Consider the following 23,207-nt stretch of genomic DNA (forward strand, 5'->3'; position numbering starts at 1 on the left):
GACCAGGCGCACCGCCACCCGCCTCGGGCAGTGGCGCGCCTGGTACGAACAGGACTACCTGTCGCAGATCGTCGACGATCCGGGCTGTGTCGGGCCGTTGGTCAGCAGTGCTCGGGGCGTTCGATGGACACCTTGGGCAGTTTGCGGGCCAGCCGTGCGGGCAGCCACCAGGCCCACTTGCCGAGCATCTGCATGACGGCGGGAACGATCAGGCAGCGGATGACCACGGCGTCGAGCAGGATGGCTACGGCCAGGCCGAGCCCGAACTGCTGGAGCATGCGGTCGGAGCTGAGGACGAACGCTCCGAAGACGAACATCATGATGGCCGCGGCGGCGGTGATGACCTTGCCGGTGGCAGCGAGTCCTTCGCGTACGGATTGTGAGGGGTCTTTGGTGCGCGTCCACTCCTCGTGGATGCGCGAGACGAGGAAGACCTCGTAATCCATGGAGAGCCCGAAGACGATCGCGAAGATCAGTGCTGGGATGAAGGCTTCGACGGGACCCGGTTGGGCGCCGAACCAGCCGTGCTGGAACACCAGGGTGATCACGCCGAGCGCGGCGGAGATGGACAGCAGGTTCAGGATGGCGGCCTTGATGGGGATCCAGATGGACCGGAAGACCAGCAGGAGCAGGAGCGAGGAGACACCGACCACGACGGCGACGAACAGGGGCAGCCGGTTGGCGAGTGTCTCGGAGACGTCCTGGGAGGCGGCGGTGGCACCGCCGACCAACACCTCGGCTCCGGTGGTGTGCTCCAGGGGCGGGGCCACGTCGTCGCGCAGGTGGTGGACGAGGTCCACGGTTCCCTCGGCCTGCGGGGAGGTCGTCGGATAGACGAAGACGGTGGACAGGGCGCCGTCCTGTGAAGGGATCGCGGGACTGGCCTCGGCGACGCCGTCGGTGGTGGCGAGCTTTGCCTGGACGGTTCTGCCCGCTTCTTGATCGCCCTTGACCAGGACGACGAGCGGACCGTTGAATCCGGGGCCGAAGCCCTCGGCGAGCAGGTCGTAGGCGTGGCGGGACGTGGTGTTCTTGGGATCGTTGCCGGAGTCGGCGAAACCCAGGCGCATGCCGAGGGCCGGTGCGGACAGGGCCAGGAGCGCGATGACGCCGACCAGCAGGGTCGGGACTGGACGGCGCTGCACGGCGCGTGCCATGGCGCGCCAGCGGTTGCCTTCGGTCTTGCCCTTCTTCGTGGTCTTGGCCTGCTGTTCGAGTACATGGCGCTGGGTGCGTTCGCCGAACAGGGCGAGGAGAGCGGGCAGCAGGACCAGGGAGGCGGCCATGGTGACCAGGACGGTGATGGCCACCGCGAGGGCGATGCCCTGCAGGGAGCCGAGCCCGAGGGCGACCAGGCCCAGGAGGGCGACGATGACCGTGCATCCGGCGAAGAAGACCGTGCGTCCGGCGGAGTCGAGGGCCTTGCGGCCGGCCTCGGCGGGCTGAACCCCGGCGAGGATTTCATGGCGGTAGCGGTAGAAGATCAGCAGGGCGTAGTCGACGCCGACGCCCAGGCCGACGAGCATCAGGATCGGTGGGGTGAAGTCGGCGACGGTGAAGATGTGCGAGGCCAGGGCAATCAACCCGATGGCGCCGCCGACCGCGAACAGCGCGGTGAGCAGCGGCAGCGAGGCCGCGAGCAGCGAGCCGAACAGCAGCACCAGGATGACCAGCGCGGCCACGACACCGGCGAGTTCGGCGGTCGGCGCCGACTGGTCCTCCGCGTTGCGCGCGGCCTCGCCGCCCACCTCGACCTGGAGGTGTTCGGTGGCGATGCTCTGCGCGACGTCGATGACCTTGGCGACGTCCTCCTTGGGGACCTCCTCGGTCTTGCCGACCAGCGTGACGGACGCGTAGGCGATCGTGCCGTCCTTGGACACCGCCGAGGCATCGGCGAAGGGACTGCGCACGTCGGCGACCCCCGCCATCTGCTTCACCTCGGCCAGCATCGGCTCGACTCTGCCCTGGGCGCTCTCGACGCCTGCGGTGTCCTTGAAGACGATCTCGACGCTGTCGCCGGCCTGGTCACTGCCGTGCTTCTTGAACAGGTCGGCGGCCGCCTGGGAATCGGTGCCCGGCAGCGAGAAGTCGTTCTTGTACGCGGAACCGGCCGCGGTGGAACCCAGCGTGATGGCGGCCACGACAGCCACCCACAGCACAAGGGCGGCCCAGCGATGACGTTGCGCCCAGCCGGCCAGGGCGCCGAACCGGCCGACGGGTGCGGATGTGTCGGCCCGTGGCGGGGACGGGGCGAGGGGCGCGGCGGAGCCGCGGGGGGAAGACATGTGCCTACCTCGGATTCGAGCGAGCGTTGCCTGAAGTCACCACCACGCCCACGACCGCTCCGGCGAGCGCGGGTACACCGAGTGCAAGGCCGGCGAACGCACCACTGACCGTGATCGAGAAAGTCCCGGCAGCGGTGACCAGCAGAATCCCGGCAGCGGCACCCACGAGCGCGCCGACGACAGCGGCACTGCTCCGGGTGGGGGCGAAGGACGACGACATGCCCTCGATCGTGCTGGCGGCCCCGGGGCGCGAGCGTCGGCCCACGGCTTACAGTCGGCGGAGGCGGACGTACACCAGCGGATGTACGTCCCGGCCGCCACGTACTCCTCCAGCACGCACCCTCGACGCAAACAGGGACATACAACGCCAGGTGGCATCGCGCTCCGGGCAGAATGAAGCAGTGCCGCACCTCGATGTCACCCGCCTTCGCCTGCCCACGGGTCCGCGTGCCGACATGGCGCTCGCCGGGCTCGTACTGGTGCTGACGGGGGTGGCCGAGGGGCAGCGCCTTGGCTCGGACCGGGACGCGAACGCCTCGGTGATCGGCTCCTGGTTCCTGGCTGTGGCGGTGTGTGCGGCGTTGCTGCTGCGCCGCCGCCACCCGGTCGCGGTGGGCTGGTTCACGGTGCTCGGCACGGGCGCCTACTACCTGCTGAGCACGGTCGACGGCCCGCTGGTGGTGATCCCGATCGCCGCGCTGTACGCGCTGGCGGCCCGGGGGCGGATCCAGGTGTCGGTCGCCTTGGCCGCGGTCATGGTCATCGGCGTGGGCGCGGGCGCGCTCGTCGGCACAGGTGACGTCACCGGCACGGCGGTCTTCATGCTGACGGGCTGGCTGGTCGCGGTGGTGGCGCTGGGCGCGATGCGCCACGACCGGCTCGCCTACGCCGAGGAACACGCCAGACTCCGCACCACCCAGGAGCGACTGCGCATCGCCCGCGAACTGCACGACGTCATCGGCCACACCATGTCGGTGATCCACGTACAGGCGTCCTCCGCCCTGCACCGGCTGCCGAAGAACCCCGACCTGGCACAAGAAGCGCTGACCGCCATCAAGCAGAGCAGCAAGGACGGCCTGCAGGACCTGCGCGCCACGCTGGGTGTACTGCGTCAGGTCGACGAAGAAGCTCCGACCACGCCCTCACCGGGGCTGTCCCGGATCGACGAGGTGATCTCCTCGGCAACCCGTGCGGACCTGGACGTACGCATCGTGCGGAGCGGCGTCCGCGCACCGCCGCTCCCCGCAGCGGTGGACCTCGCCGCCTTTCGCATCGTGCAGGAATCGCTGACCAATGCCGTCCGGCACAGTGGCGCCCGGCACGTCGTCGTCGACATCCACCACGGCGAGCGGGAAGTGACGCTCTGCGTCACGGACGACGGTCACGGCGCGGCCCGCACCGGACACGGCAGCGGCATCGCGGGCATGACCGAACGGGCACGCGCCCTGGGCGGAACACTGAACGCCGGGCCCGGCCCTGCGGGCGGGTTCGCCGTCCGGGCCCGGCTACCGTTCTCGGATCACCACGAGCCGATCGGCGGAGCAGTTGATGATCAGGATCTTGCTGGCGGATGACCAGCGCCTCCTGCGTGCGGGGATCCGCGGCATCCTCGACGACGAGGACGACCTGCACGTGGCCGCCGAGGCCGCCGACGGGCGCGCCGCCCTCGCCGCCTGCCGCGAACTGCGGCCCGACGTGGTGTTGATGGACATCCGCATGCCCGGCATGGACGGCCTCGAGGCCGCCCGCCGCATCGCCGCCGACGAGCAACTGGCGGCAGTGAAGGTGGTGATGCTGACGACCTTCGACCTCGACGAGTACGTTTACGGGGCCCTGCGCGCCGGCGCCACGGGCTTCCTCCTCAAGGACACCGAACCGGCCGAACTCCTGCACGCGGTGCGTGTCGCCGCGCGAGGCGACGCGCTCATCAGCCCCTCCGTCACCCGCCGGCTCATCGCCGAATTCGCCGACCGCCCGGACAACGCACGTGAACCCGATCAGCGCCTCGACGCACTGACCAGCCGCGAACGGGAAGTCATGCGGCTGATCGCCGCCGGCCGCACCAACGACGAAATCGCCAGGCAACTGGTGGTCTCCCCACTGACCGCGAAGACCCACGTCAGCCGCATCATGGCCAAACTCGGTGCCCGGGACAGGTCCCAGGTCGTGGTCATGGCCTACGAGTACCGCATGGTCAGCCCCGGCTGGCTCACGGACTGAAACCACGCCTGCCGCCGGCCGGGAGTCACCTGCAGCAGGTCCACCACTCGTCGCGCGTGCGCGAGACCCTACGTTGAAGGCGGCCGCACGTCACGGCCGCCCGTGGTCAGTTGTGGCTGTGCAGGACCTCGTTCAGGCCGCCCCAGACCGCGTTGTTCGGGCGGGCCTCGACCGTGCCGGTGACCGAGTTGCGGCGGAAGAGGATGTTGGAGGCGCCGGAGAGCTCGCGGGCCTTGACGATCTGGCCGTCGGGCATGGTCACGCGAGTGCCCGCGGTGATGTAGAGGCCGGCCTCGACGACGCACTCGTCGCCGAGCGCGATGCCCACGCCCGCCTCGGCGCCGACCAGGCAGCGCTCGCCGATGGAGATGATCACGTTGCCGCCGCCGGAGAGCGTGCCCATGGTGGAGGCGCCGCCGCCGATGTCCGAGCCGTCGCCGACCACGACGCCGGCGGAGATGCGGCCCTCGACCATGGAGGTGCCGAGGGTGCCGGCGTTGAAGTTGACGAAGCCCTCGTGCATCACGGTGGTGCCCTCGGCGAGGTGCGCGCCGAGGCGGACCCGGTCGGCGTCGGCGATCCGCACGCCCTTGGGGGCGACGTAGTCCGTCATGCGCGGGAACTTGTCGATGGAGGTCACCTGGAGGTGCAGGCCCTCGGCGCGGGCGTTGAGCCGCACCTTCTCGATGTCGTCGACGGCGACCGGGCCGAGCGACGTCCAGGCGACGTTGGCGAGGTGGCCGAAGATGCCGTCCAGGCTCTGGCCGTGCGGCTTGACCAGGCGGTGCGAGAGCAGGTGCAGACGGAGGTAGACGTCGTGCGCGTCGAGCGGCTTCTCGTCGAGCGAGGCGATGACCGTGCGGACCGCGACCACCTCGACGCCACGGCGGGCGTCCGGGCCGATCGCCGCGGCCGCGCCGCCGCCGAGCAGCTCCGCGGCCCGCTCGGCGGACAGCCGCTCGGTACCGGCCGGGCCGGGCTCGTCCGTCAGCTCGGGCGCGGGGTACCAGGTGTCGAGAACGGTGCCGTCGGAGGCGATCGTGGCAAGCCCGGCGGCCACGGCGCCGGTGGTGCGAAGAGCAGTCGTGTCGGTCATAGGGGAAACCTAACCGGCGGGGGGCCGGGGAGGCGAACCAGTGGGGCTGCGTCTCAGGTGGCGGGCGGCGGACGGGCCGGGGGCGTGCGCCTTGGAGCCGCCGGGGGCGGGAGGCGGAGCGGCCGGGTTGGTGGGCGCGCGCCAAAGCCGCCGGGCGACGCGCGCGAGGACCCGCCCGGGCCACGCGCGCGAGGTCCGGGTCAGGCCACGCGCGGCAAGCGCCTCGCCAGGTGACCGGCGCGAGATTTCCGTCAGGTCGCGGGTACTGGGCAGACGGCAAGCACGAGGGCCCGTCGGATGGCGGGCACGAGCGCTGTGACACCTACGGCCGACAGGACCCCTCAGGTGCCGCCACGAACGCTGTGACATGACGGGGGCGAAGCGATCTGTCAGGCACCGGGTGGCAGGACCCCCGCCAGGCGACGGGCACCGGCACACCGTCGGACGGCCGTCGCGTGCACGCCACCGTGTGAGGGTGTGGAAGCACGCCTCAGGCACCAGGCGCGGGCTCAGCCGCGTGTTCCGGGGTGGGGTGTCGGTCGCGTCGTTGGCCGCGCGCGGGCGTCCGCAGTCGGCCGGCCGCCAGCACCGCGCAGCCGGCCGCCGCGCCGAAGGCCGTGCACAGCGGCCAGAGGAGTTCTGGCGCCGCGGCGTACAGTGCACCGCCGAGGGGCGCGGCCAGCACCATGCCGCTGATGGACACGCCGGCGTACAGGGACTGGAAGCGGCCCTGGACATGCTCCGGTGCCTGGTCGGCGACGTAGGCGGTCGCGGTGGTCTTGTAGAGCAGCTCGCCCAGGGTGAGCAGCGTCATCGCCACGACGGCGGTGGTGGTCGCGGCGCCGAGGAGCAGCGCGCCGAAGCCCGCGGCGACGAGCAGCAGCCCGCAGCCGACGACGGGCAGGGGCGAGCGGCGGCGCAGCGCGAGCGCGGTGGGCAGTTCCAGGCACAGCAGGACGCCGCCGTTGACGGCGAGCAGGGAACCGTACAGGCGGGTGTCCATGCCGTGGTCGGCGAGGAAGACCGGGAAGGTGGAGTACTGCTGCCGGTACACGACGTCGATGACGACGATCGCCGCCAGCAGCACCAGCACGGCCGGCCGCGCCCGGAGCTGCGGCCACACGCCGCCCGCGTCATGGCCCTTGCGGACCCGCCGGATCCCGTGGGCGGGCACCACCCGGGCGGTCCAGCAGGCGAGAGCGAGGCTGCCGAGCCCGTCGGCGACGTACAGCCAGTCGTAGGAGAACCGGGTGGCCACCAGTGCGCCGAGCACCGGGCCGACGGTGAACCCCCCGTTGGCCGCGGCCCGCACCACGGCGAACGCGGGCCGGCGGGCCCCCTCGGGCACGATGGCCGCGACGAGTGCGGAGTTGGCGGCGCGCTGCACCCCGGAGGCGTACTCGCACAGGGGCAGCGTGAGGAACAGCGCGGTGGTCGGGAGCACCGGCACGGCGGCCAGCAGCAGTCCGGAGGCGGCTGCCGAGGCCAGCAGCACCCGCCGGTGCCCGAGCCGGTCCCCGTACCAGCCGCCGGTGAAGTTGCCCGCGACGAGCCCCACTCCCCCGGCTCCGCTGAGCAGCCCCGCCTCGCCCACGCCCAGCCCGCGCGGCCCGGTCAGATAGAGGAACAGGTAGACGAACCCGACGCTCACCACCATGTTGACGAACGTTCCGGCGGCCAGCAGCCACACCGTCCGCGGTACTTCCCGCAGCGTCCGCACCCGTCCCCCTCCGTGCCCACACCCGCGACCGAGTGACCGAGTGAGTTCCTTTTGGGAACTGACTATGTCAGCATGGCAGCCTCGGGTCAACGTGCTGACGGACGAAGGGACGAGGGTCATGGCCCGCAGGACGAGCCTTGAGGACGCCACCTGCGCCATCGCGCAGGCCCTGGACGTCGTCGGCGACTGGTGGACCCTGCTGATCGTGCGCGACACGGCGCGCGGCGTACGCCGCTTCGACGAGCTGCAACGCGAACTCGGCCTGTCCCGCAAGGTGCTGACCGAGCGGCTGCGCCTCCTCGTCGAGGCGGACGTGCTCACCCGGGTGCCGTACCAGGAGCGGCCCGTGCGCCACGAGTACCACCTCACCGCCCGCGGTCGCGCCCTGCTGCCCGTCCTCGTCGCCCTCCAGGACTGGGGGGACGCCTGGATCCTGGGCGACGGCCGCACGACCGCGACGGCCGAGGAGGCCTCCGCGGAGGCCCGGCGGGTCCACGAACTGGCGGGAACCCGGATTCCCGAGCTGAAACTGCTGGACGCCGAGGGGACGGCGCGCGACCCGGTCGCCGCGCACACCCCGTACACCGTCCTCTACTGCTTCCCCGGCGCCTACGCCCGCGCCGACGCCTACCCTCCGGGCTGGTCGGAGATCCCCGGGACCCCCGGCTGCACCCTGGAGTCCTGCACCTACCGCGACCGGCTCGCCGAGTTCGCCGCGGCCGGCGCCACGGTGCACGGTGTCTCCACCCAACGCCCGGACGAGCAGCGGGCGTTCGCGGCGAAGGAGCGGCTCGGCTTTCCGCTGCTGTCCGACGCCGACCTGTCCCTGATCGCCGCCCTGCGCCTGCCGACGTTCCGCGCGGCCGGTACCGGCCGCCTCAAGCGGCTCACCCTGGTCGTCGACCGCGAGCGTGTCGTACGGAGCGTGCAGTACCCGATCACGGACGTGGCGGGCAGTGTCGACGCGGCCCTCGAGACGGTCAGGCGTCTGAACCAGGGGGACCCTGACGAGGACGTTTCGGGCAAGGGCGAGCGGACGGACCCGGTGGAATGACCCGGGCGAGCACCTCGCGCGCGTAGTCCTCGTCGTACGGCGTGTCCGTGAGCAGTACCTGGAGGCAGATGCCGTCCATCAGGGCCACCAGAGCCCGCGCCGTCAGCGGGTCGGTGTGGTGGGACAGGAGGGCGGCCAGCTCTTCGGCCCACTCGGCGGCCACGGGGCGCAGGGCGGGGCGGCGCAGGGCGGCGAGGTAGAGCTCGTACTCCAGCTCGACGCCGGTGCGGTCGCCCGCCAGCCACTCCCCCATCAGGCCGGCGAGTTCCGTGGCCAGGTCCGTGTGCGGGTCGGTCAGCCCGCCGCGGGTCGCGACCGCCTTGGCGAAGCCCTCTTCCGCCTGGCGCAGCGCGGCGACCAGGAGGTCGTCCAGGGTGGCGAAGTGGTACGTCGTGGAGCCCAGCGGGACGTCGGCCTCCGCCGCGACCGAGCGGTGGCTCAGGCCGGCGATGCCCTGCCGTCCCACCACACGGATCGCCGCGTCGATGATCCGCTGCCGGCGTTCTGGGTCGTAGCGGCGGGCCATCAGTGGGCTCCGCCCAGGTTCAGCACCACCACTCCGCCGATGATCAGCACGATCCCGGCGACCTTGGCCGTGCTCAGGCCCTCCCCGAAGAGGACCAGGCCGAGCGCGGCGACGGCCGCCGTGCCGATTCCGGCCCAGATGGCGTAGGCCGTGCCGATGGCGACGCTCTTGAGGGTCTGGGCCAGCAGGAAGAAGGACAGTACGTAGCCGACGAGGGTGACCAGGGACGGTCCGAGTCTGCTGAAGCCGTCGCTGTACTTCATGGCCGTCGTGGCGGCGACTTCGGCGGTGATGGCGCCCGCGAGCATCACATATCCCATGGCGGGAGCCTAACGAGTGTTGTGTACGGGCGTACATATCGGCGGGACGAAAACGGCGAGGTCCGTGCGGACCTCGCCGTTTTCGTGCGTCGGACGTTGAACTTCCGTCAGACGTTGAAGCCGAGCGCGCGCAGCTGCTCGCGGCCGTCGTCGGTGATCTTGTCGGGACCCCACGGCGGCATCCAGACCCAGTTGATGCGCAGCTCGTTGACGAGGCCCTCCGTGGCGGACTTGGCCTGGTCCTCGATGACGTCCGTCAGCGGGCAGGCCGCCGACGTCAGGGTCATGTCGACGGTCGCGATGTTCGACTCGTCGATGTGGATGCCGTAGATCAGGCCGAGGTTGACGACGTCGATGCCCAGCTCCGGGTCGACGACGTCCATCAGGGCCTCGCGGAGCTCCTCCTCGGAGACCGGCTTCAGTTCTGCGGTGTCGGTCATGCCGTCTTCCTTTCGGCGCCGTCCAGTGCCTGGGCCGTCGCGTCCTTCCAGGCCATCCAGCTCAGCAGGGCGCACTTGACCCGGGCCGGGTACTTGGACACCCCGGCGAACGCGACCGCGTCCTCCAGGACGTCCTCCATCGCGTCGTCGGGCTCGATCCTGCCCTTGGACTGCATCAGTTCCAGGAAGGTCTCCTGGATCTTCTGCGCCTCGGCGAGCTCCTTGCCGACGAGGAGCTCGTTGAGCACGGAGGCCGAGGCCTGGCTGATGGAGCAGCCCTGGCCCTCGTACGAGACGTCCTTGATCGTCGTGCCGTCGTACTTCACGCGAAGGGTGATCTCGTCGCCGCACGTCGGGTTCACGTGGTGCACCTCGGCGTCGCCATCCCGAAGACCACGCCCGTGCGGGTTCTTGTAGTGGTCCAGGATGACGTCCTGGTACATGGAGTCCAGCTTCATGCGATCGCTCGTCCCGTCCCGTCAGCCGAAGAAGTTCCGTACGTGCTCCAGGCCGTCGACCAGTGCGTCGATCTCGGCCGGCGTGGAGTACAGATAGAACGACGCTCGCGTGGTCGCAGGAATTCCGTAGCGCAGGCACACCGGGCGGGCGCAGTGGTGGCCGACCCGGACCGCGATGCCCTGCTCGTCGAGGACCTGGCCCACGTCGTGCGGGTGGATGTCGCCCAGGGTGAAGGAGATCGCGGCTCCTCGGTCCTCGGCCGTGGTCGGGCCGATGATCCTCAGGTCCGGGACCTCCGCCAGGCGCTTGACCGCGTACTCGGTGAGCGCGTGCTCATGGGCGAGGATCTTGTCCATGCCGATGGCGTTGAGGTAGTCGATCGCCGCGCCCAGACCGACCGCCTGCGCGATCGGCGGGGTGCCCGCCTCGAACTTGTGCGGGGCGGGGGCGTACGTCGACGAGTGCATCGACACCGTCTCGATCATCTCGCCGCCGCCCAGGAAGGGCGGGAGGTCCTCCAGGAGCTCCTGGCGGCCCCACAGCACGCCGATGCCCGTCGGGCCGCACATCTTGTGGCCGGTGAAGGCCACGAAGTCGGCCTGCAGGGCCTGCACGTCCAGCGGCATGTGCGGGGCGGCCTGCGAGGCGTCGACGCAGACCAGCGCGCCGACCTCCTGGGCGCGGCGCACTATCGCCTCGACCGGGTTGACGGTGCCGAGGATGTTGGACACCAGCACGAAGGAGACGATCTTCGTCTTCTCCGTGATGATCTCGTCGATGTTGGACAGGTCCAGACGGCCGTCGTCGGTGAGGCCGAACCACTTCAGCTTCGCGCCCGTGCGCTGCGCCAGCAGCTGCCAGGGAACGATGTTGGAGTGGTGCTCCATCTCGGTGATGACGATCTCGGTGTCGGAGTCCACCCGGTAGGGCTCGTCGGCCCAGCCGAGCATGTTCGCCACGAGGTTGAGCGACTCGGAGGCGTTCTTGGTGAAGACGACCTCGTCGCGGCTCGGCGCGTTGATGAACGCGGCGACCTTGTCGCGCGCGCCCTCGTACAGCGCCGTGGCCTCCTCGGCGAGCACGTGCACACCGCGGTGGACATTGGCGTTGTAGCGCTCGTAGTACTCGCTCAGGGCGTCCAGCACCTGACGCGGCTTCTGCGAGGTCGCCGCGTTGTCCAGGTACACGAGCTTCCTGTCGTCGTGGACCAGTCGGTCCAGGACGGGGAAGTCCTTACGGATCGCCTCGGTGTCGAGGAGGCCCGGCAGCTGTGTCACTCGGATGCGCCACCCTTCGTGTAAGCCTCGTAGCCCTCGCTCTCCAGCTTGTCCGCGAGCTCGGGACCGCCGGACTCGACGATGCGGCCGCCAGCGAACACGTGGACGTGGTCGGGCTTGATGTAGCGCAGGATGCGCGTGTAGTGCGTGATCAGCAGCGTGCCGACCTCGCCGGTCTCGCGGACGCGGTTCACACCCTCGGAGACGATCCGCAGGGCGTCGACGTCCAGGCCGGAGTCCGTCTCGTCGAGGACCGCGATCTTCGGCTTGAGCAGCTCGAGCTGGAGGATCTCGTGGCGCTTCTTCTCACCGCCGGAGAAGCCCTCGTTGACGTTGCGCTCGGCGAAGGAGGGGTCCATGTGGAGCCGCTCCATGGTCTCCTTGACCTCCTTCACCCAGGTGCGCAGCTTGGGGGCCTCGCCGCGGATCGCGGTGGCGGAGGTGCGCAGGAAGTTGGAGACGGAGACGCCGGGAACCTCGACCGGGTACTGCATCGCCAGGAACAGGCCCGCGCGGGCGCGCTCGTCGACGGACATCTCCAGGACGTCCTCGCCGTCGAGCAGCACGGTGCCGCCGGTGATCGTGTACTTCGGGTGACCCGCGAGCGAGTAGGCGAGGGTCGACTTGCCGGAGCCGTTGGGGCCCATGATGGCGTGCGTCTCGCCCTGCTTCACGGTCAGGTCGACACCCTTGAGGATCTCCTTCGTGGCGTTGTCGGCCTCGACGGTGACGTGCAGGTCTCGGATTTCAAGCGTTGCCATGGGTGCCTCAGGACTCCTGGGTGAGGGAGACGAGAACGTCGTCCCCTTCGATCTTGACGGGGTATACGGGGACGGGGCGCGTCGCGGGCAGGGCGTCCGGCTTGCCGGAGCGGAGGTCGAAGCGCGAGCCGTGCAGCCAGCACTCGATGTGGCAGTCGTCGACCTCGCCCTCGGCGAGCGAGACGTTCGCGTGCGAGCAGATGTCGTAGATGGCGAACACCTCGCCCTCGGTCCTGACGACCGAGATCGGCGTGCCGTCGATCTCCACCCGCTTGGGGGTGTCGTCCTCCAGCTCGCTCAGCCCGCAGACGCGTACGAAGGCGGCGCTCATCCGACCGACGCCTCCAGCTCTTCCTCGATCTTGGCGAGCAGGCGCTCCTCGATGTCCTTGACACCGATCTGCTGGACCAGTTCGGCGAAGAAGCCGCGGACCACCAGGCGGCGGGCCTCGTGCTCCGGGATGCCGCGGGCCATCAGGTAGAAGAGCTGCTCGTCGTCGAAGCGGCCGGTGGCGGAGGCGTGTCCGGCGCCGACGATCTCGCCGGTCTCGATCTCCAGGTTCGGCACGGAGTCGACCCGGGCGCCGTCGGTCAGCACCAGGTTGCGGTTCATCTCATAGGTGTCCGTGCCCTCGGCCTTGGCCTCGATGAGCACGTCACCGATCCACACGGCGTGCGCCTCGTCGCCCTGGAGCGCGCCCTTGTAGGCGACGTTGGACTTGCAGTGCGGGGTGTTGTGGGTGACCAGCAGGCGGTGCTCCTGGTGCTGCCCGGCGTCGGTGAAGTACAGGCCGTACAGCTCGGCCTCGCCGCCGGTGCCGGCGTAGGTCACGCGCGGGTGCAGCCGGACCACGTCACCGCCGAAGGTGACGACGACCGACTTGAAGGAGGCGTCCCGGCCGACCAGCGCGTTGTGCTGGGCGACGTGGACGGCCTTCTCGTCCCAGTCCTGGACGGAGACGACGGTCAGCTTGGCACCGTCGCCCAGGACGTAGTCGACGTTGGCGGCGAGCACCGCGTCACCGGTGTGGTCGATGACGACGACGGCCTCGGCGAAGGCCCCGAGCTCGATGATCTGGTGGCCGTAGGCGACCCCGCCCTCGCCGTGCACGGCGACGCGGATCGGCTCGGTGAGGACGGTCTCCTTGGGGACGGTCACGACCGAGGCCTGCTCGAAGGAGGAGTAGGCCTGGGCGGCGACGCGGTCCACCGGCGTGCCGGCCCGGCCGAGCCGGGCGTCGTCGCGGCCGACGGTCTCGACGGTGACGCCCTCGGGGGCCTGGACGTCCACCTTCACTCCGGTGCCGGTGGCGGTGGCGGTGCCGTCGTGCAGGCCGCGCAGCCGCTCCAGCGGGGTGAACCGCCACTCCTCCTCGCGGCCGTGCGGGACCGGGAAGTCCGCCACGTCGAAGGACGGGGGCGCGCTCATGCGCGTGGCGACGGTCGACTCGGCGGCGACCGCGATCGAGCCCGCGGTGGTGGAACCCACGGGGATGTTCTGGGCCTCAGCCATGGCTGTCGTAATGCTCGCTTTCCGTTGCGTAAGGGCTTGACGGGGGTCCTGCGGCGGCGGTCAGCCGACCGCACCCTCCATCTGCAGCTCGATCAGCCGGTTGAGTTCCAGCGCGTACTCCATGGGCAGCTCCTTGGCGATCGGCTCGACGAAGCCGCGCACGATCATCGCCATGGCCTCGTCCTCGCTCAGGCCGCGGCTCATCAGGTAGAAGAGCTGGTCCTCGGAGACCTTGGAGACCGTGGCCTCGTGGCCCATGGACACGTCGTCCTCGCGGACGTCGACGTACGGGTAGGTGTCCGACCGGGAGATGGTGTCGACCAGCAGCGCGTCGCACAGCACGTTCGACTTCGATCCGGCGGCGCCCTCGCCGATCTCGATCAGACCGCGGTAGGACGTACGGCCACCGCCGCGCGCCACGGACTTCGAGACGATGTTGGACGACGTGTTCGGCGCCATGTGGACCATCTTGGCGCCCGCGTCCTGGTGCTGGCCCTCGCCGGCGAAGGCGATGGACAGCGTCTCGCCCTTGGCGTGCTCACCCATCAGGTAGACGGCCGGGTACTTCATCGTCACCTTGGAGCCGATGTTGCCGTCGATCCACTCCATGGTCGCGCCCTCGTAGGCCACGGCGCGCTTGGTGACCAGGTTGTAGACGTTGTTCGACCAGTTCTGGATGGTCGTGTAGCGGCAGCGGGCGTTCTTCTTGACGATGATCTCGACGACCGCGGAGTGCAGCGAGTCCGACTTGTAGATCGGCGCGGTGCAGCCCTCGACGTAGTGCACGTAGGCACCCTCGTCGACGATGATCAGGGTCCGCTCGAACTGGCCCATGTTCTCGGTGTTGATCCGGAAGTAGGCCTGGAGCGGGATCTCCACGTGGACGCCCGGCGGGACGTAGATGAAGGAGCCACCCGACCACACGGCGGTGTTCAGCGCGGCGAACTTGTTGTCACCGGCCGGGATGACCGTGCCGAAGTACTCCTTGAAGAGCTCCGGGTGCTCCTTCAGCGCGGTGTCGGTGTCCAGGAAGATGACGCCCTGCTCCTCCAGGTCCTCGCGGATCTGGTGGTAGACGACCTCCGACTCGTACTGGGCCGCGACACCGGCGACGAGACGCTGCTTCTCCGCCTCGGGGATGCCGAGCTTGTCGTAGGTGTTCTTGATGTCCTCGGGGAGGTCCTCCCAGGACTCCGCCTGCTTCTCCGTGGAGCGCACGAAGTACTTGATGTTGTCGAAGTCGATCCCCGACAGGTCCGAGCCCCAGTTCGGCATGGGCTTCTTCTCGAAGAGCCGAAGGCCCTTGAGGCGGAGCTTGGTCATCCACTCCGGCTCGGACTTCTTCCCGGAGATGTCCTTGACGACCTCCTCGTTCAGGCCGCGCCTGGCGGAGGCACCGGCCACGTCGGAGTCGGCCCAGCCGTATTCGTACTTGCCCAGGCCCTCGAGTTCGGGGTGAGCAGTCTCCGTGGGGAGAGTCATGCGGGGTTCCTCCCGGCCGTGCTTGCAGATGCGTCAGTGGAAATCTGGGGGATGAACGTCGTACAGACGCCGTCGCCGTGGGCGATGGTCGCCAGCCGCTGGACGTGGGTTCCCAGCAGCTCGGCGAAGATCTCCGTCTCCGCCTCGCACAGCTGCGGGAACTGTTCCGCGACATGCGCCACCGGGCAGTGGTGCTGGCAGAGCTGCTCGCCCTTCTGCGGGAGGGGCGCGCTGCGCGCCGTAGCAGCGTACCCGTCCCTGCTCAGCGCCTTGGCCAGCGCTTCGGCCCGCTTGTCGGGGCTGACGCCCTCGATCGCCTTGCGGTACGCGCTCGCCTGCGCGGCGATCCGGGCCCGGGCGAAGGCGGCGACGGCCTTCTGCCCGCCCTCTCGCTCGGCGATCCAGCGCAGCGCGTCCGCGGCGAGCGCGTCGTACGACTGGTCGAAGGCGTCCCGGCCGCAGTCGGTCAGCGCGAAGACCTTGGCGGGCCGGCCGCGTGTCCGCGCCCCGTACACCCGCTGCTCGCGCGCCTCCACCACGTCGTCGGCGACCAGGGCGTCCAGATGGCGCCGCACGGCCGCCTGGGTGAGCCCGAGCCGGCCGGCCAGTTCGGCGACGGTCGACGGGCCGTGGTCCAGGATGGACCGCGCGACCCGGTTGCGCGTGGACCGATCCGAGCGCATCCCGGCCGCGAGCTCCTCCTGAGGGGCCCCCGTGGGGGTCTCCCGAGCCTCGCCGACGTTTTTCACAACGCCATTGTTGCGTAATTCCCGAGAGCCTGACAAGCGGCGCCGGTCCGGGCGGACGGTGCCCTGCGTCACTTAGGCAAACCTAATCCGACCTGCGGAAACGATTGCCGATCGCTCAAACGGGTGGCACCGCCCGCCACCGTGCACCACACTGCCGGACCATGCCCACACCCCCCGTGACCGGCCCTCTTGTCACCCGGACCATGATCGCCGAGCACCTGCGCGCGCTCGGTGTACGCCCCGGCGAGATCCTCCTCGTCCACTCCTCCCTCAGTTCGCTCGGCTGGGTCTGCGGCGGTCCCGTCGCGGTCGTCCAGGGGCTGCTCGACGCCCTCGGCCCGGACGGCACGCTCGTGGTCCCCACCCAGACCGGCAGCCTCACCGACCCGGCGGGGTGGAGCAGACCCCCGGTGCCGCGGGAGTGGTGGGACACGATCCGCGCCACGATGCCCGCCTACGACCCCCGGATCACGCCGTCGCTCGGGGTCGGCGTGATCCCGGAGACCGTCCGCACCTGGCCGGGCGCGCGGCGCAGCGCCCACCCGCACACGTCGTTCGCGGCCCTCGGGCCACGCGCGGCGGAGATGGTGGACGGCCACGCCGCCGACTGCCGGCTCGGGGAGCGGAGCCCGCTCGCCCGGCTGGAGGCCGCCGGCGCCCGCGTGCTGCTGCTGGGCGCCGGATACGACGCCTGCACCTGCTTCCACCTGGCCGAGTACCGGATCCCGTCACCGCTCGTCGAGCTGGGCCGGCCGGGGCCGCACGGCTGGGAGGTGGTGACCGAGGTGTCCATCACCTCCGAACGCTTCGACGAACTGGGACACGACTTCGAACGGGACCGTCCGGTGGCACGCGGGACGGTGGGCGCGGCGGGGGCGCGCCTGTTCCCGCTGGCGGACGCGGTGGCGTACGCCGAGCGCTGGCTTGCCGTGCACCGTCCCCGTGAGGAGGACTTCCCGCACCCGGCCGCCTGATCCGTCCGGCGCGTCCCTAGACTCTGGACCCATGCGAAGTGAGCCCGCCCGCCCGTCTCCCGACCACCACCCCGCAGGGAGACGCTTCGCGTCGCACCCGGTCGTCGAGGTCCGGTCCCTGGTGAAGCGGTACGGCACGAAGACCGCGGTGGACGGCCTCGACCTGGTGGCCCGGGCGGGCGTGACCGCCGTGCTCGGTCCCAACGGTGCGGGCAAGACGACCACGGTCGAGACCTGTGAGGGGTACCGCAGGCCGGACTCCGGCACGGTGCGCGTCCTGGGCCTGGACCCGGTGAGACAGTCCGCCGAGCTGCGGCCCCGGATCGGCGTCATGCTCCAGTCCGGAGGCGTCTACTCGGGCGCCCGGGCCGACGAGATGCTGCGGCACGTCGCCAAGCTGCACGCCCACCCGCTGGACGTGGACGAGCTGATCGAGCGGCTGGGTCTGGGCAGCTGCGGGCGCACCGGCTACCGCCGGCTGTCCGGCGGGCAGCAGCAGCGGCTCGCGCTCGCCATGGCCGTGGTGGGCCGGCCCGAGCTCGTCTTCCTCGACGAGCCGACCGCCGGACTCGACCCGCAGGCCCGCCGCGCCACCTGGGACCTGGTGCGCGACCTGCGTGCCGACGGGGTGTCCGTGATCCTCACCACGCACTACATGGAGGAGGCCGAGCAGCTCGCCGACGACGTGGCCGTGATCGACGCCGGCCGGGTCATCGCCCAGGGCTCCCCGGAGGAGCTGTGCCGCGGCGGAGCGGAGAACACCCTGCGTTTCACCGGCCGGCCCGGCCTGGACGTCGCCTCCCTGCTCAAGGCGCTGCCCACCGACAGCACCGCCGCCGAGCTGACGCCGGGCTCGTACCGGGTCGTCGGCAAGGTCGACCCCCAGCTGCTCGCCACGGTGACGTCGTGGTGCGCGCAGCACGGGGTGATGCCGGAGAAGATCTCCGTCGAACGGCACACCCTGGAGGACGTTTTTCTGGAGCTGACGGGCAAGGAGCTGCGCTCGTGACCACCACCACCGGCACGTCCGCCGGCACCCCCGCCGGTACGCCCACCGGCACCTACGCCCCACGCCCCGGCGCGGCCCCGCTCCCCCGCATGATCGCGGCGCAGGCGGCGCTGGAGACGAAGATGCTGCTGCGCAACGGCGAGCAGCTGCTGCTGACCGTCGTGATCCCGACGCTGCTGCTGGCGCTGTTCAGCTCCGTGGACATCGTGGACACCGGCGCCGGCAAGGCCGTGGACTTCCTCACCCCCGGCATCCTCGCGCTCGCCGTGATGTCGACGGCGTTCACGGGACAGGCCATCGCCACGGGCTTCGAGCGGCGCTACGGCGTCCTGAAGCGGCTGGCCTCCTCGCCGCTGCCCCGGTGGGGCCTGATGACCGCCAAGACGGCGTCGGTGCTGGTCACGGAGGTCCTCCAGGTCGTCCTGCTGACCGTGATCGCCTTCGCGCTGGGCTGGTCCCCGCACGGCAACCCGTTCGCCGTCCTGCTCCTGCTGGTCCTCGGCACGGCCGCGTTCTCGGGCCTCGGCCTGCTGATGGCGGGCACGCTCAAGGCCGAGGCGACGCTGGCCGCCGCCAACCTGGTCTTCCTGCTGCTGCTCGTCGGCGGCGGCGTGATCGTGCCGCTGGAGAAGTTCGGGTCGGCGGCGCAGGACGTGCTCGGCCTGCTGCCGATCTCCGCCCTCTCGGACGGCCTCAGGGACGTGCTCCAGCACGGCGCCGGGATGCCGTGGGGCGACCTGGGGATCCTCGCCGTGTGGGCGGTCGTGGGGCTGGCCGCCGCCGGAAAGCTCTTCCGCTGGGAGTAGGGACCGAGAGGCATCCGATGGACCCTCGTGAACGCGTGCACAAGCGGCGCCCTACGATGGACCGCGTGCCAAAGCTGACCCGCGACGACGCCGTGTCCGTCGTGCGCAACCCGCTCGCCTTCATCGCCGAACGCTGGACCCCGCACCCGCGGACCGTCCAGCGGGCGGCCTTCGCCGCGCTCGCCATGGCGGTCGTCATCGTCGTCACCGGCGGCGCCGTCCGCCTGACCGGCTCGGGCCTGGGCTGCCCGACCTGGCCCACCTGCACCGACGACTCGCTGACCACCACCCGGGCCATGGGCTTCCACGGTGTGATCGAGTTCGGCAACCGCATGCTGACGTACGTGCTGTGCGCCGCCGTCGGCTGGGCGATCATCGCCGCGCGCTCGCAGAAGCCGTGGCGGCACAGCCTGACCCGCCAGGGCTGGTGGCAGTTCTGGATCGTCATGGGCAACGCGGTGCTCGGCGGCATCGTGGTCCTCGTCGGCCTGAACCCCTACACCGTGGCGGCCCACTTCCTGCTGTCCACGGCGCTGATCACGGTCGCCACGGTGATGTGGCAGCGCTCCCGCGAGGGTGACACGGCACCGCGTCCGCTGGTCGGCAAGGCGGTGCAGCAGCTGGTGTGGTTCCTGGTCGCGGCGAGCGGCCTGCTGATCGCCGTGGGCACGGTGGTGACCGGGGCGGGCCCGCACGCGGGCGACTCCAAGGAGGTGGCCCGCATCCCGATCGACTGGGAGACGGTCGCCAAGCTGCACGCGGTGCTGGCCTGGATCGTGGTGACGCTGACGTTCGCGCTGTGGTTCGTGCTGAAGGCCGTGGACGCGCCGAAGGGGCCGCTGAGCCGCACCCGGGACCTGTTCCTGATCCTGCTCGGCCAGGGCGTCATCGGCTACGTGCAGTACTTCACGCACCTTCCCGAGTTCCTGGTCGGCCTGCACATGCTGGGCTCGTGCCTGATGTGGATCGGGGTGCTGCGGGTGCTGCTGTCGCTGCGTGAGCGGCCCGAGGCGGTGACCGGCCTTCCGGGGCAGCCCGCCGAAGCCGCCTCCCTGGCCAAGGCGTAGAGCCCGGGGCCCGGGGCCCGGGCCCCGGCCCCCGCCCCGGCAGGGCAGGAGCGGGCCGCGCCCTTGAGGGGTCACTCCAGCCCGTACACCCGCCGCGCGTTCCCCGCCGCCACCATCCCCGCGACCCGCTGCGCGTCCCCCGGCGACCAGGCGCCCTCCGCGACCCAGGAGCCGAGCACCCTCGCCAGCGCCTCGCGGAACAGACGGGCCCCCACCACGTGCAGCTCGGGCAGTCCATGCGCGCCGCTGGAGAAGAGGATCTTGCCGAAGGGGGCGAGTTCCAGGATCTCGGCGAGGATCGTGGCGGCCCGGGCCCCGGTGCGCACCAGGGCGGCGCCCGAGTCTGCGTACACATGCGGGAAGACGCCGGCGAGGTGGGCGGCGTGGCGGTGGTAGGGGTAGCCGTGCAGCAGGACGAGGTCCGTGCCCAGGCCCGCCGTCGCCCGTACGAAGTCCGTGAGCAGCACCGGATCGGTGCGGTCGATGCGCAGGCCCGGCTCGCCGAGCCCCGCGTGCAGCTGGAGGGGCCGCCCGGAGGCCACCGCGATCCACAGCAGATGGCGCAGCAGCACCGGATCGCTCAGCTCCCCGCCGACCCGCCGCCCGGCCAGCCAGCGGCCCGCGGCGCCCCGCACCTCCCCCGGTCCGGGCGGCTCGGGCGCGAGCGCCAGCCCGTGCCGTACGCCCGCCACGGAGGTGAAGGCGACGGCGTGCGCGGCGGCGCCGTGCACCGACTCGGCGAGGTTGGCGAGGAAGGACTCGACGGTGCCGGAGGTGTCGGCGACCTGCTCGGCGAGGAGTTCCAGGCGCACGATCTCGTGGGCGGCCGCGCCGCCCGCCGAGGCCATCTCGCCCGGACCGGTGAGGTCACCGGGCAGCCCGGTGTCGACGAGGTACGTCGTGATGCCGCTGCCGCGCAGCAGTCTGCGGCCGGCCTCCAGGACGCCCAGCTCCCGGCGCCGGGCGAGATAGCGCGCGGGCGGGCAGTGCGGCTCCAGGCCGAGCAGCGGGGGGCACCAGCGGCGTACCGCGAAGCCGGTCTGGGTGTCGAAGAGGGTGGTGCCGGGCGCGGGCGGGCCCTCGGTCCGGGCCAGCTGGGCCTCGAAGGTGCCGAGGCCCAGCTCCGTTCTCAGCACGCCGTGGCAGTACTGGTCCACGAGGGACGGCGTCTCGATCATCCGGTTCTCCCGTGGGTGGACCGCTTCCTCCACGGGGCCTAACGGGTGAACCGGCTCTCAGGTGTTGCTCGCCCGGCGTCCTTGTTCAGCGGTTGCCCGGGCCGCGTTCAGCGGTTGCTCGGGCCGCCCAGCTGGATGCCCGCCATGCGGGACCACTCGTAGGGGCCCGTCTTCACCTTGGCCGCGACCTCGCCGTCGAACGACTCGTGAACGGTGATCCCGGACTTCCGCACGGCCTCCTCGGCGATGGCGTACGTGGGGGCCACGATGTCGCCCCAGGTGCCGTCCTCGCCCACGAGGACGATCCGGGCGCCGCGCTGCCCGATGTACGCGACCTGGCCCTCGGCCCCGCCGTGGGCCTTGGAGAAGGAGCCGATCCGCTGGGCGAGGCGGGTGGCCTTGCGCTCGGCCTTGGGGTCAACCTGCTGCGTGTCTGCCATGGCAGGAGCCTACCGACGGGTAGCTCGAACGGCGACGGGCGGGGTGCGTGGCCTTGACCACGCACCCCGCCCGTCACAAGCGGTCGTCCCGGCGCAGGAAGGGACCCACCGGGACTCAGCGCAGGAAGGGGTCCACCGCGACCGCGACGAAGAGGATCGACACGTAGGTGATCGACCAGTGGAACAGCCGCATCTCCTTCAGCTTCGCGCCGGTCACCTCGGCCTTGGCCCGGTTCTGCAGCCCGTGCGCCTCCCAGAGCCAGAAGCCGCCGGCCGCGAGCGCGACCACCGTGTAGAACCAGCCCGTGTAGCCGAGCGGGGTCAGGAGCAGGGAGACCAGGACCATCACCCAGCTGTAGATGACGATCTGCCGCGCGACCACCTTGTTGGAGGCGATGACCGGGAGCATCGGCACGCCCACGCGCGCGTAGTCCTCCTTGACCTTCATGGACAGCGGCCAGTAGTGCGGCGGCGTCCAGAAGAACATCACGAGGAAGAGGACGATCGGCGCCCACGACATGGAGTTCGTGACGGCCGACCAGCCGATGAGCACCGGCAGGCAGCCGGCGATGCCGCCCCAGACGATGTTCTGCGACGTACGCCGCTTGAGGATCATCGTGTAGACGACGACGTAGAAGAGGAGCGCTCCGAGCGACAGCCACGCCGACAGCCAGTTGACGGTGAGACCGAACAGCAGCGTCGAGACGACCGCAAGGGTGATGCCGAAGACCAGGCACTCGCGGGGGCTGACCATCCCGGTGACCAGCGGGCGCTGCGAGGTGCGGTCCATGAGCGCGTCGATGTCACGGTCGATGTACATGTTCAGCGCGTTGGCGCCGCCCGCGGACAGGTAGCCGCCGACGCAGGTCAGCAGCACCAGCTTGAGGTCGGGCACGCCCTGCTGCGCCAGGAACATCACCGGAACGGTGGTGATGAGCAGCAGCTCGATGATCCGCGGCTTGGTCAACGCCACGAACGCCTTGACACGGGCCCCGAACGGCCGGTGGCTCGGGCTCTGGCCTGCACCGAGTACTCCCTCCCCCAGAGCCTGAAGGGCCTGGGAGGTACCCCCAGGACGGGATTCGACGGCCGTCACGCACACCCCTGACAGAGACATCCCAGCGAACCCCCACCCTGTGAACTCTCGGTAAAGGCTCGCGCGTACCACGCCACTGTAGACGTTGCCCAGACCCCGGCCTTCGCGGGGGTCGGGTCGTGTTGGCCGGGGCCCCGGCGACGGGCCCCGCGGCGGGTGCGCGAACCGCCGGAACGGCGAAATCGGACGGCCCCGTCGGCACGGAGACAGGAACGCAGACAGGAAGGGGGGACAGGAACGGCGCGGGGACGGGCTTTCGCAATGGCGAAGGGAACAGTCTTTCGGAACACCTTCCACACGAGCTTCCGACACCTTCCGGCATCCCTCCCGACACCCTTCCGGCCCCTCTCCCGACGCCCTTTCGACACTCTTCCGGCACTCTTCCGGCACCCTTCCGACGGGCGCGTGACAGCTCGATTGAGCGATCGGATGAGCGGCTGCGTATTCAGTTGCCGAATATGGTCCCGGCCAGTCGGGAGGCGGATTTCGGAGACTCCCGGCAGTCTGGAATGACTCGAAAAAATGCACGTCCTTACGGGGGTAGGCTCAGCAACGGCCGGCCGACGCGAGAAACGCCGGCAGCCGGTGCGCGCTCACGTGTGCCGGCATCCGACATGTGGAGAGGAGCCCTGACCCAGGGTGAGCACCAAGCCGACCACCACAGACCTCGAGTGGACCGAGTTGGACCAGCGTGCGGTGGACACCGCGCGCGTCCTGGCCGCCGATGCCGTACAGA

General features: G+C 70.8%; 24 protein-coding genes. 7 read left to right on the forward strand and 17 right to left on the reverse strand.

What is annotated here, in order from left to right:
* Nucleotides 1-101: 101 nt before the first annotated feature.
* Both IE318_RS33695 and IE318_RS33700 read right to left on the reverse strand, forming a co-directional pair.
* A complete protein-coding gene (locus IE318_RS33695) occupies nt 102-2,285 on the reverse strand; it encodes an MMPL family transporter (protein WP_189906467.1) in 2,184 nt (727 codons plus the stop codon).
* 4 nt (nt 2,286-2,289) lie between these two features.
* On the reverse strand, nt 2,290-2,505 hold the full coding sequence (locus tag IE318_RS33700; RefSeq protein WP_189906469.1) for a hypothetical protein: 216 nt from the start codon (nt 2,503-2,505) through the stop codon (nt 2,290-2,292).
* A 181-nt stretch (nt 2,506-2,686) separates the two neighbouring features.
* Here IE318_RS33700 and IE318_RS33705 point away from each other — a divergent pair, with 181 nt between their 5' ends.
* Entirely contained in the window at nt 2,687-3,859 is a 1,173-nt protein-coding gene (locus IE318_RS33705; RefSeq protein WP_229903919.1) for a sensor histidine kinase, read from the forward strand.
* Complete coding sequence (locus IE318_RS33710; protein WP_189906471.1) at nt 3,834-4,505, forward strand: response regulator; 672 nt, start codon at nt 3,834-3,836, stop codon at nt 4,503-4,505. The genes IE318_RS33705 and IE318_RS33710 overlap by 26 nt, the downstream gene beginning before the upstream one ends.
* A gap of 106 nt (nt 4,506-4,611) precedes the next feature.
* Here the strand turns inward: IE318_RS33710 and dapD are convergent, their stop codons facing one another.
* Nucleotides 4,612-5,601 (reverse strand): 2,3,4,5-tetrahydropyridine-2,6-dicarboxylate N-succinyltransferase, encoded by a 990-nt coding sequence (gene dapD / locus IE318_RS33715; protein ID WP_189906472.1) that lies wholly within the window; start codon nt 5,599-5,601, stop codon nt 4,612-4,614.
* Nucleotides 5,602-6,091: 490 nt separating this feature from the next.
* The gene (locus tag IE318_RS33720; protein ID WP_107473518.1) at nt 6,092-7,321 is read right to left on the reverse strand and encodes an MFS transporter; all 1,230 of its coding nucleotides are present in this window, start codon (nt 7,319-7,321) and stop codon (nt 6,092-6,094) included.
* Nucleotides 7,322-7,439: 118 nt separating this feature from the next.
* On the opposite strand from IE318_RS33720, the gene IE318_RS33725 reads away from it, so the two are divergent.
* Nucleotides 7,440-8,375: a winged helix-turn-helix transcriptional regulator gene (locus tag IE318_RS33725; protein WP_189906474.1), complete on the forward strand. Its 936-nt coding sequence runs from the start codon at nt 7,440-7,442 to the stop codon at nt 8,373-8,375.
* Here the strand turns inward: IE318_RS33725 and IE318_RS33730 are convergent.
* The 10 genes from IE318_RS33730 to IE318_RS33775 form a co-directional block, all read right to left on the reverse strand.
* Nucleotides 8,302-8,901 (reverse strand): TetR/AcrR family transcriptional regulator, encoded by a 600-nt coding sequence (locus tag IE318_RS33730; RefSeq protein WP_189906476.1) that lies wholly within the window; start codon nt 8,899-8,901, stop codon nt 8,302-8,304. The genes IE318_RS33725 and IE318_RS33730 overlap by 74 nt on opposite strands.
* Entirely contained in the window at nt 8,901-9,221 is a 321-nt protein-coding gene (locus tag IE318_RS33735) for a DMT family transporter (RefSeq protein ID WP_030182230.1), read from the reverse strand. The genes IE318_RS33730 and IE318_RS33735 overlap by 1 nt, the downstream gene beginning before the upstream one ends.
* A 107-nt stretch (nt 9,222-9,328) precedes the next feature.
* The gene (locus tag IE318_RS33740; RefSeq protein ID WP_030182234.1) at nt 9,329-9,661 is read right to left on the reverse strand and encodes a metal-sulfur cluster assembly factor; all 333 of its coding nucleotides are present in this window, start codon (nt 9,659-9,661) and stop codon (nt 9,329-9,331) included.
* The gene (gene sufU / locus IE318_RS33745) at nt 9,658-10,119 is read right to left on the reverse strand and encodes a Fe-S cluster assembly sulfur transfer protein SufU (RefSeq protein WP_030182236.1); all 462 of its coding nucleotides are present in this window, start codon (nt 10,117-10,119) and stop codon (nt 9,658-9,660) included. The genes IE318_RS33740 and sufU overlap by 4 nt, the downstream gene beginning before the upstream one ends.
* Before the next feature lie 21 nt (nt 10,120-10,140).
* Nucleotides 10,141-11,397 (reverse strand): cysteine desulfurase, encoded by a 1,257-nt coding sequence (locus tag IE318_RS33750; protein WP_030182240.1) that lies wholly within the window; start codon nt 11,395-11,397, stop codon nt 10,141-10,143.
* Nucleotides 11,394-12,158, reverse strand: a complete 765-nt coding sequence (gene sufC / locus IE318_RS33755; protein ID WP_030182243.1) for a Fe-S cluster assembly ATPase SufC — start codon at nt 12,156-12,158, stop codon at nt 11,394-11,396. Before sufC ends, IE318_RS33750 begins: the two co-directional genes overlap by 4 nt.
* A 7-nt stretch (nt 12,159-12,165) precedes the next feature.
* On the reverse strand, nt 12,166-12,489 hold the full coding sequence (locus IE318_RS33760) for a non-heme iron oxygenase ferredoxin subunit (protein WP_030182245.1): 324 nt from the start codon (nt 12,487-12,489) through the stop codon (nt 12,166-12,168).
* Complete coding sequence (gene sufD, locus IE318_RS33765; RefSeq protein WP_189906478.1) at nt 12,486-13,670, reverse strand: Fe-S cluster assembly protein SufD; 1,185 nt, start codon at nt 13,668-13,670, stop codon at nt 12,486-12,488. The genes IE318_RS33760 and sufD overlap by 4 nt, the downstream gene beginning before the upstream one ends.
* A 60-nt stretch (nt 13,671-13,730) precedes the next feature.
* Nucleotides 13,731-15,152, reverse strand: a complete 1,422-nt coding sequence (gene sufB, locus IE318_RS33770) for a Fe-S cluster assembly protein SufB (protein WP_030182249.1) — start codon at nt 15,150-15,152, stop codon at nt 13,731-13,733.
* On the reverse strand, nt 15,149-15,901 hold the full coding sequence (locus tag IE318_RS33775; protein ID WP_030182255.1) for a helix-turn-helix transcriptional regulator: 753 nt from the start codon (nt 15,899-15,901) through the stop codon (nt 15,149-15,151). The genes sufB and IE318_RS33775 overlap by 4 nt, the downstream gene beginning before the upstream one ends.
* A gap of 161 nt (nt 15,902-16,062) precedes the next feature.
* Here IE318_RS33775 and IE318_RS33780 point away from each other — a divergent pair, with 161 nt between their 5' ends.
* The 4 genes from IE318_RS33780 to IE318_RS33795 are packed head-to-tail and all read left to right on the forward strand — an operon-like array spanning nt 16,063 to nt 19,757.
* Nucleotides 16,063-16,875, forward strand: coding sequence for an AAC(3) family N-acetyltransferase (locus IE318_RS33780; RefSeq protein ID WP_189906480.1), 813 nt, complete (start codon nt 16,063-16,065; stop codon nt 16,873-16,875).
* A 31-nt stretch (nt 16,876-16,906) separates the two neighbouring features.
* On the forward strand, nt 16,907-17,884 hold the full coding sequence (locus IE318_RS33785; protein ID WP_229903920.1) for an ABC transporter ATP-binding protein: 978 nt from the start codon (nt 16,907-16,909) through the stop codon (nt 17,882-17,884).
* Nucleotides 17,881-18,690, forward strand: coding sequence for an ABC transporter permease (locus tag IE318_RS33790; protein ID WP_030182264.1), 810 nt, complete (start codon nt 17,881-17,883; stop codon nt 18,688-18,690). Before IE318_RS33785 ends, IE318_RS33790 begins: the two co-directional genes overlap by 4 nt.
* A gap of 56 nt (nt 18,691-18,746) precedes the next feature.
* Nucleotides 18,747-19,757, forward strand: a complete 1,011-nt coding sequence (locus tag IE318_RS33795) for a COX15/CtaA family protein (protein ID WP_189906482.1) — start codon at nt 18,747-18,749, stop codon at nt 19,755-19,757.
* Between the two features lie 71 nt (nt 19,758-19,828).
* Here IE318_RS33795 and IE318_RS33800 read toward each other — a convergent pair whose 3' ends face one another.
* The 3 genes from IE318_RS33800 to IE318_RS33810 all read right to left on the reverse strand — a co-directional run bounded on the left by IE318_RS33800 (nt 19,829) and on the right by IE318_RS33810 (nt 22,477).
* Entirely contained in the window at nt 19,829-20,935 is a 1,107-nt protein-coding gene (locus IE318_RS33800) for an amidohydrolase family protein (RefSeq protein ID WP_189906484.1), read from the reverse strand.
* Nucleotides 20,936-21,042: 107 nt separating this feature from the next.
* Entirely contained in the window at nt 21,043-21,375 is a 333-nt protein-coding gene (locus IE318_RS33805) for a hypothetical protein (protein WP_189906485.1), read from the reverse strand.
* Between the two features lie 115 nt (nt 21,376-21,490).
* The gene (locus IE318_RS33810) at nt 21,491-22,477 is read right to left on the reverse strand and encodes a heme o synthase (RefSeq protein ID WP_078917495.1); all 987 of its coding nucleotides are present in this window, start codon (nt 22,475-22,477) and stop codon (nt 21,491-21,493) included.
* Nucleotides 22,478-23,207 lie beyond the last annotated feature (730 nt).

This window comes from Streptomyces spiralis (genome assembly GCF_014654675.1).
In the GTDB taxonomy this organism is placed as follows: Bacteria; Actinomycetota; Actinomycetes; order Streptomycetales; family Streptomycetaceae; genus Streptomyces; species Streptomyces spiralis.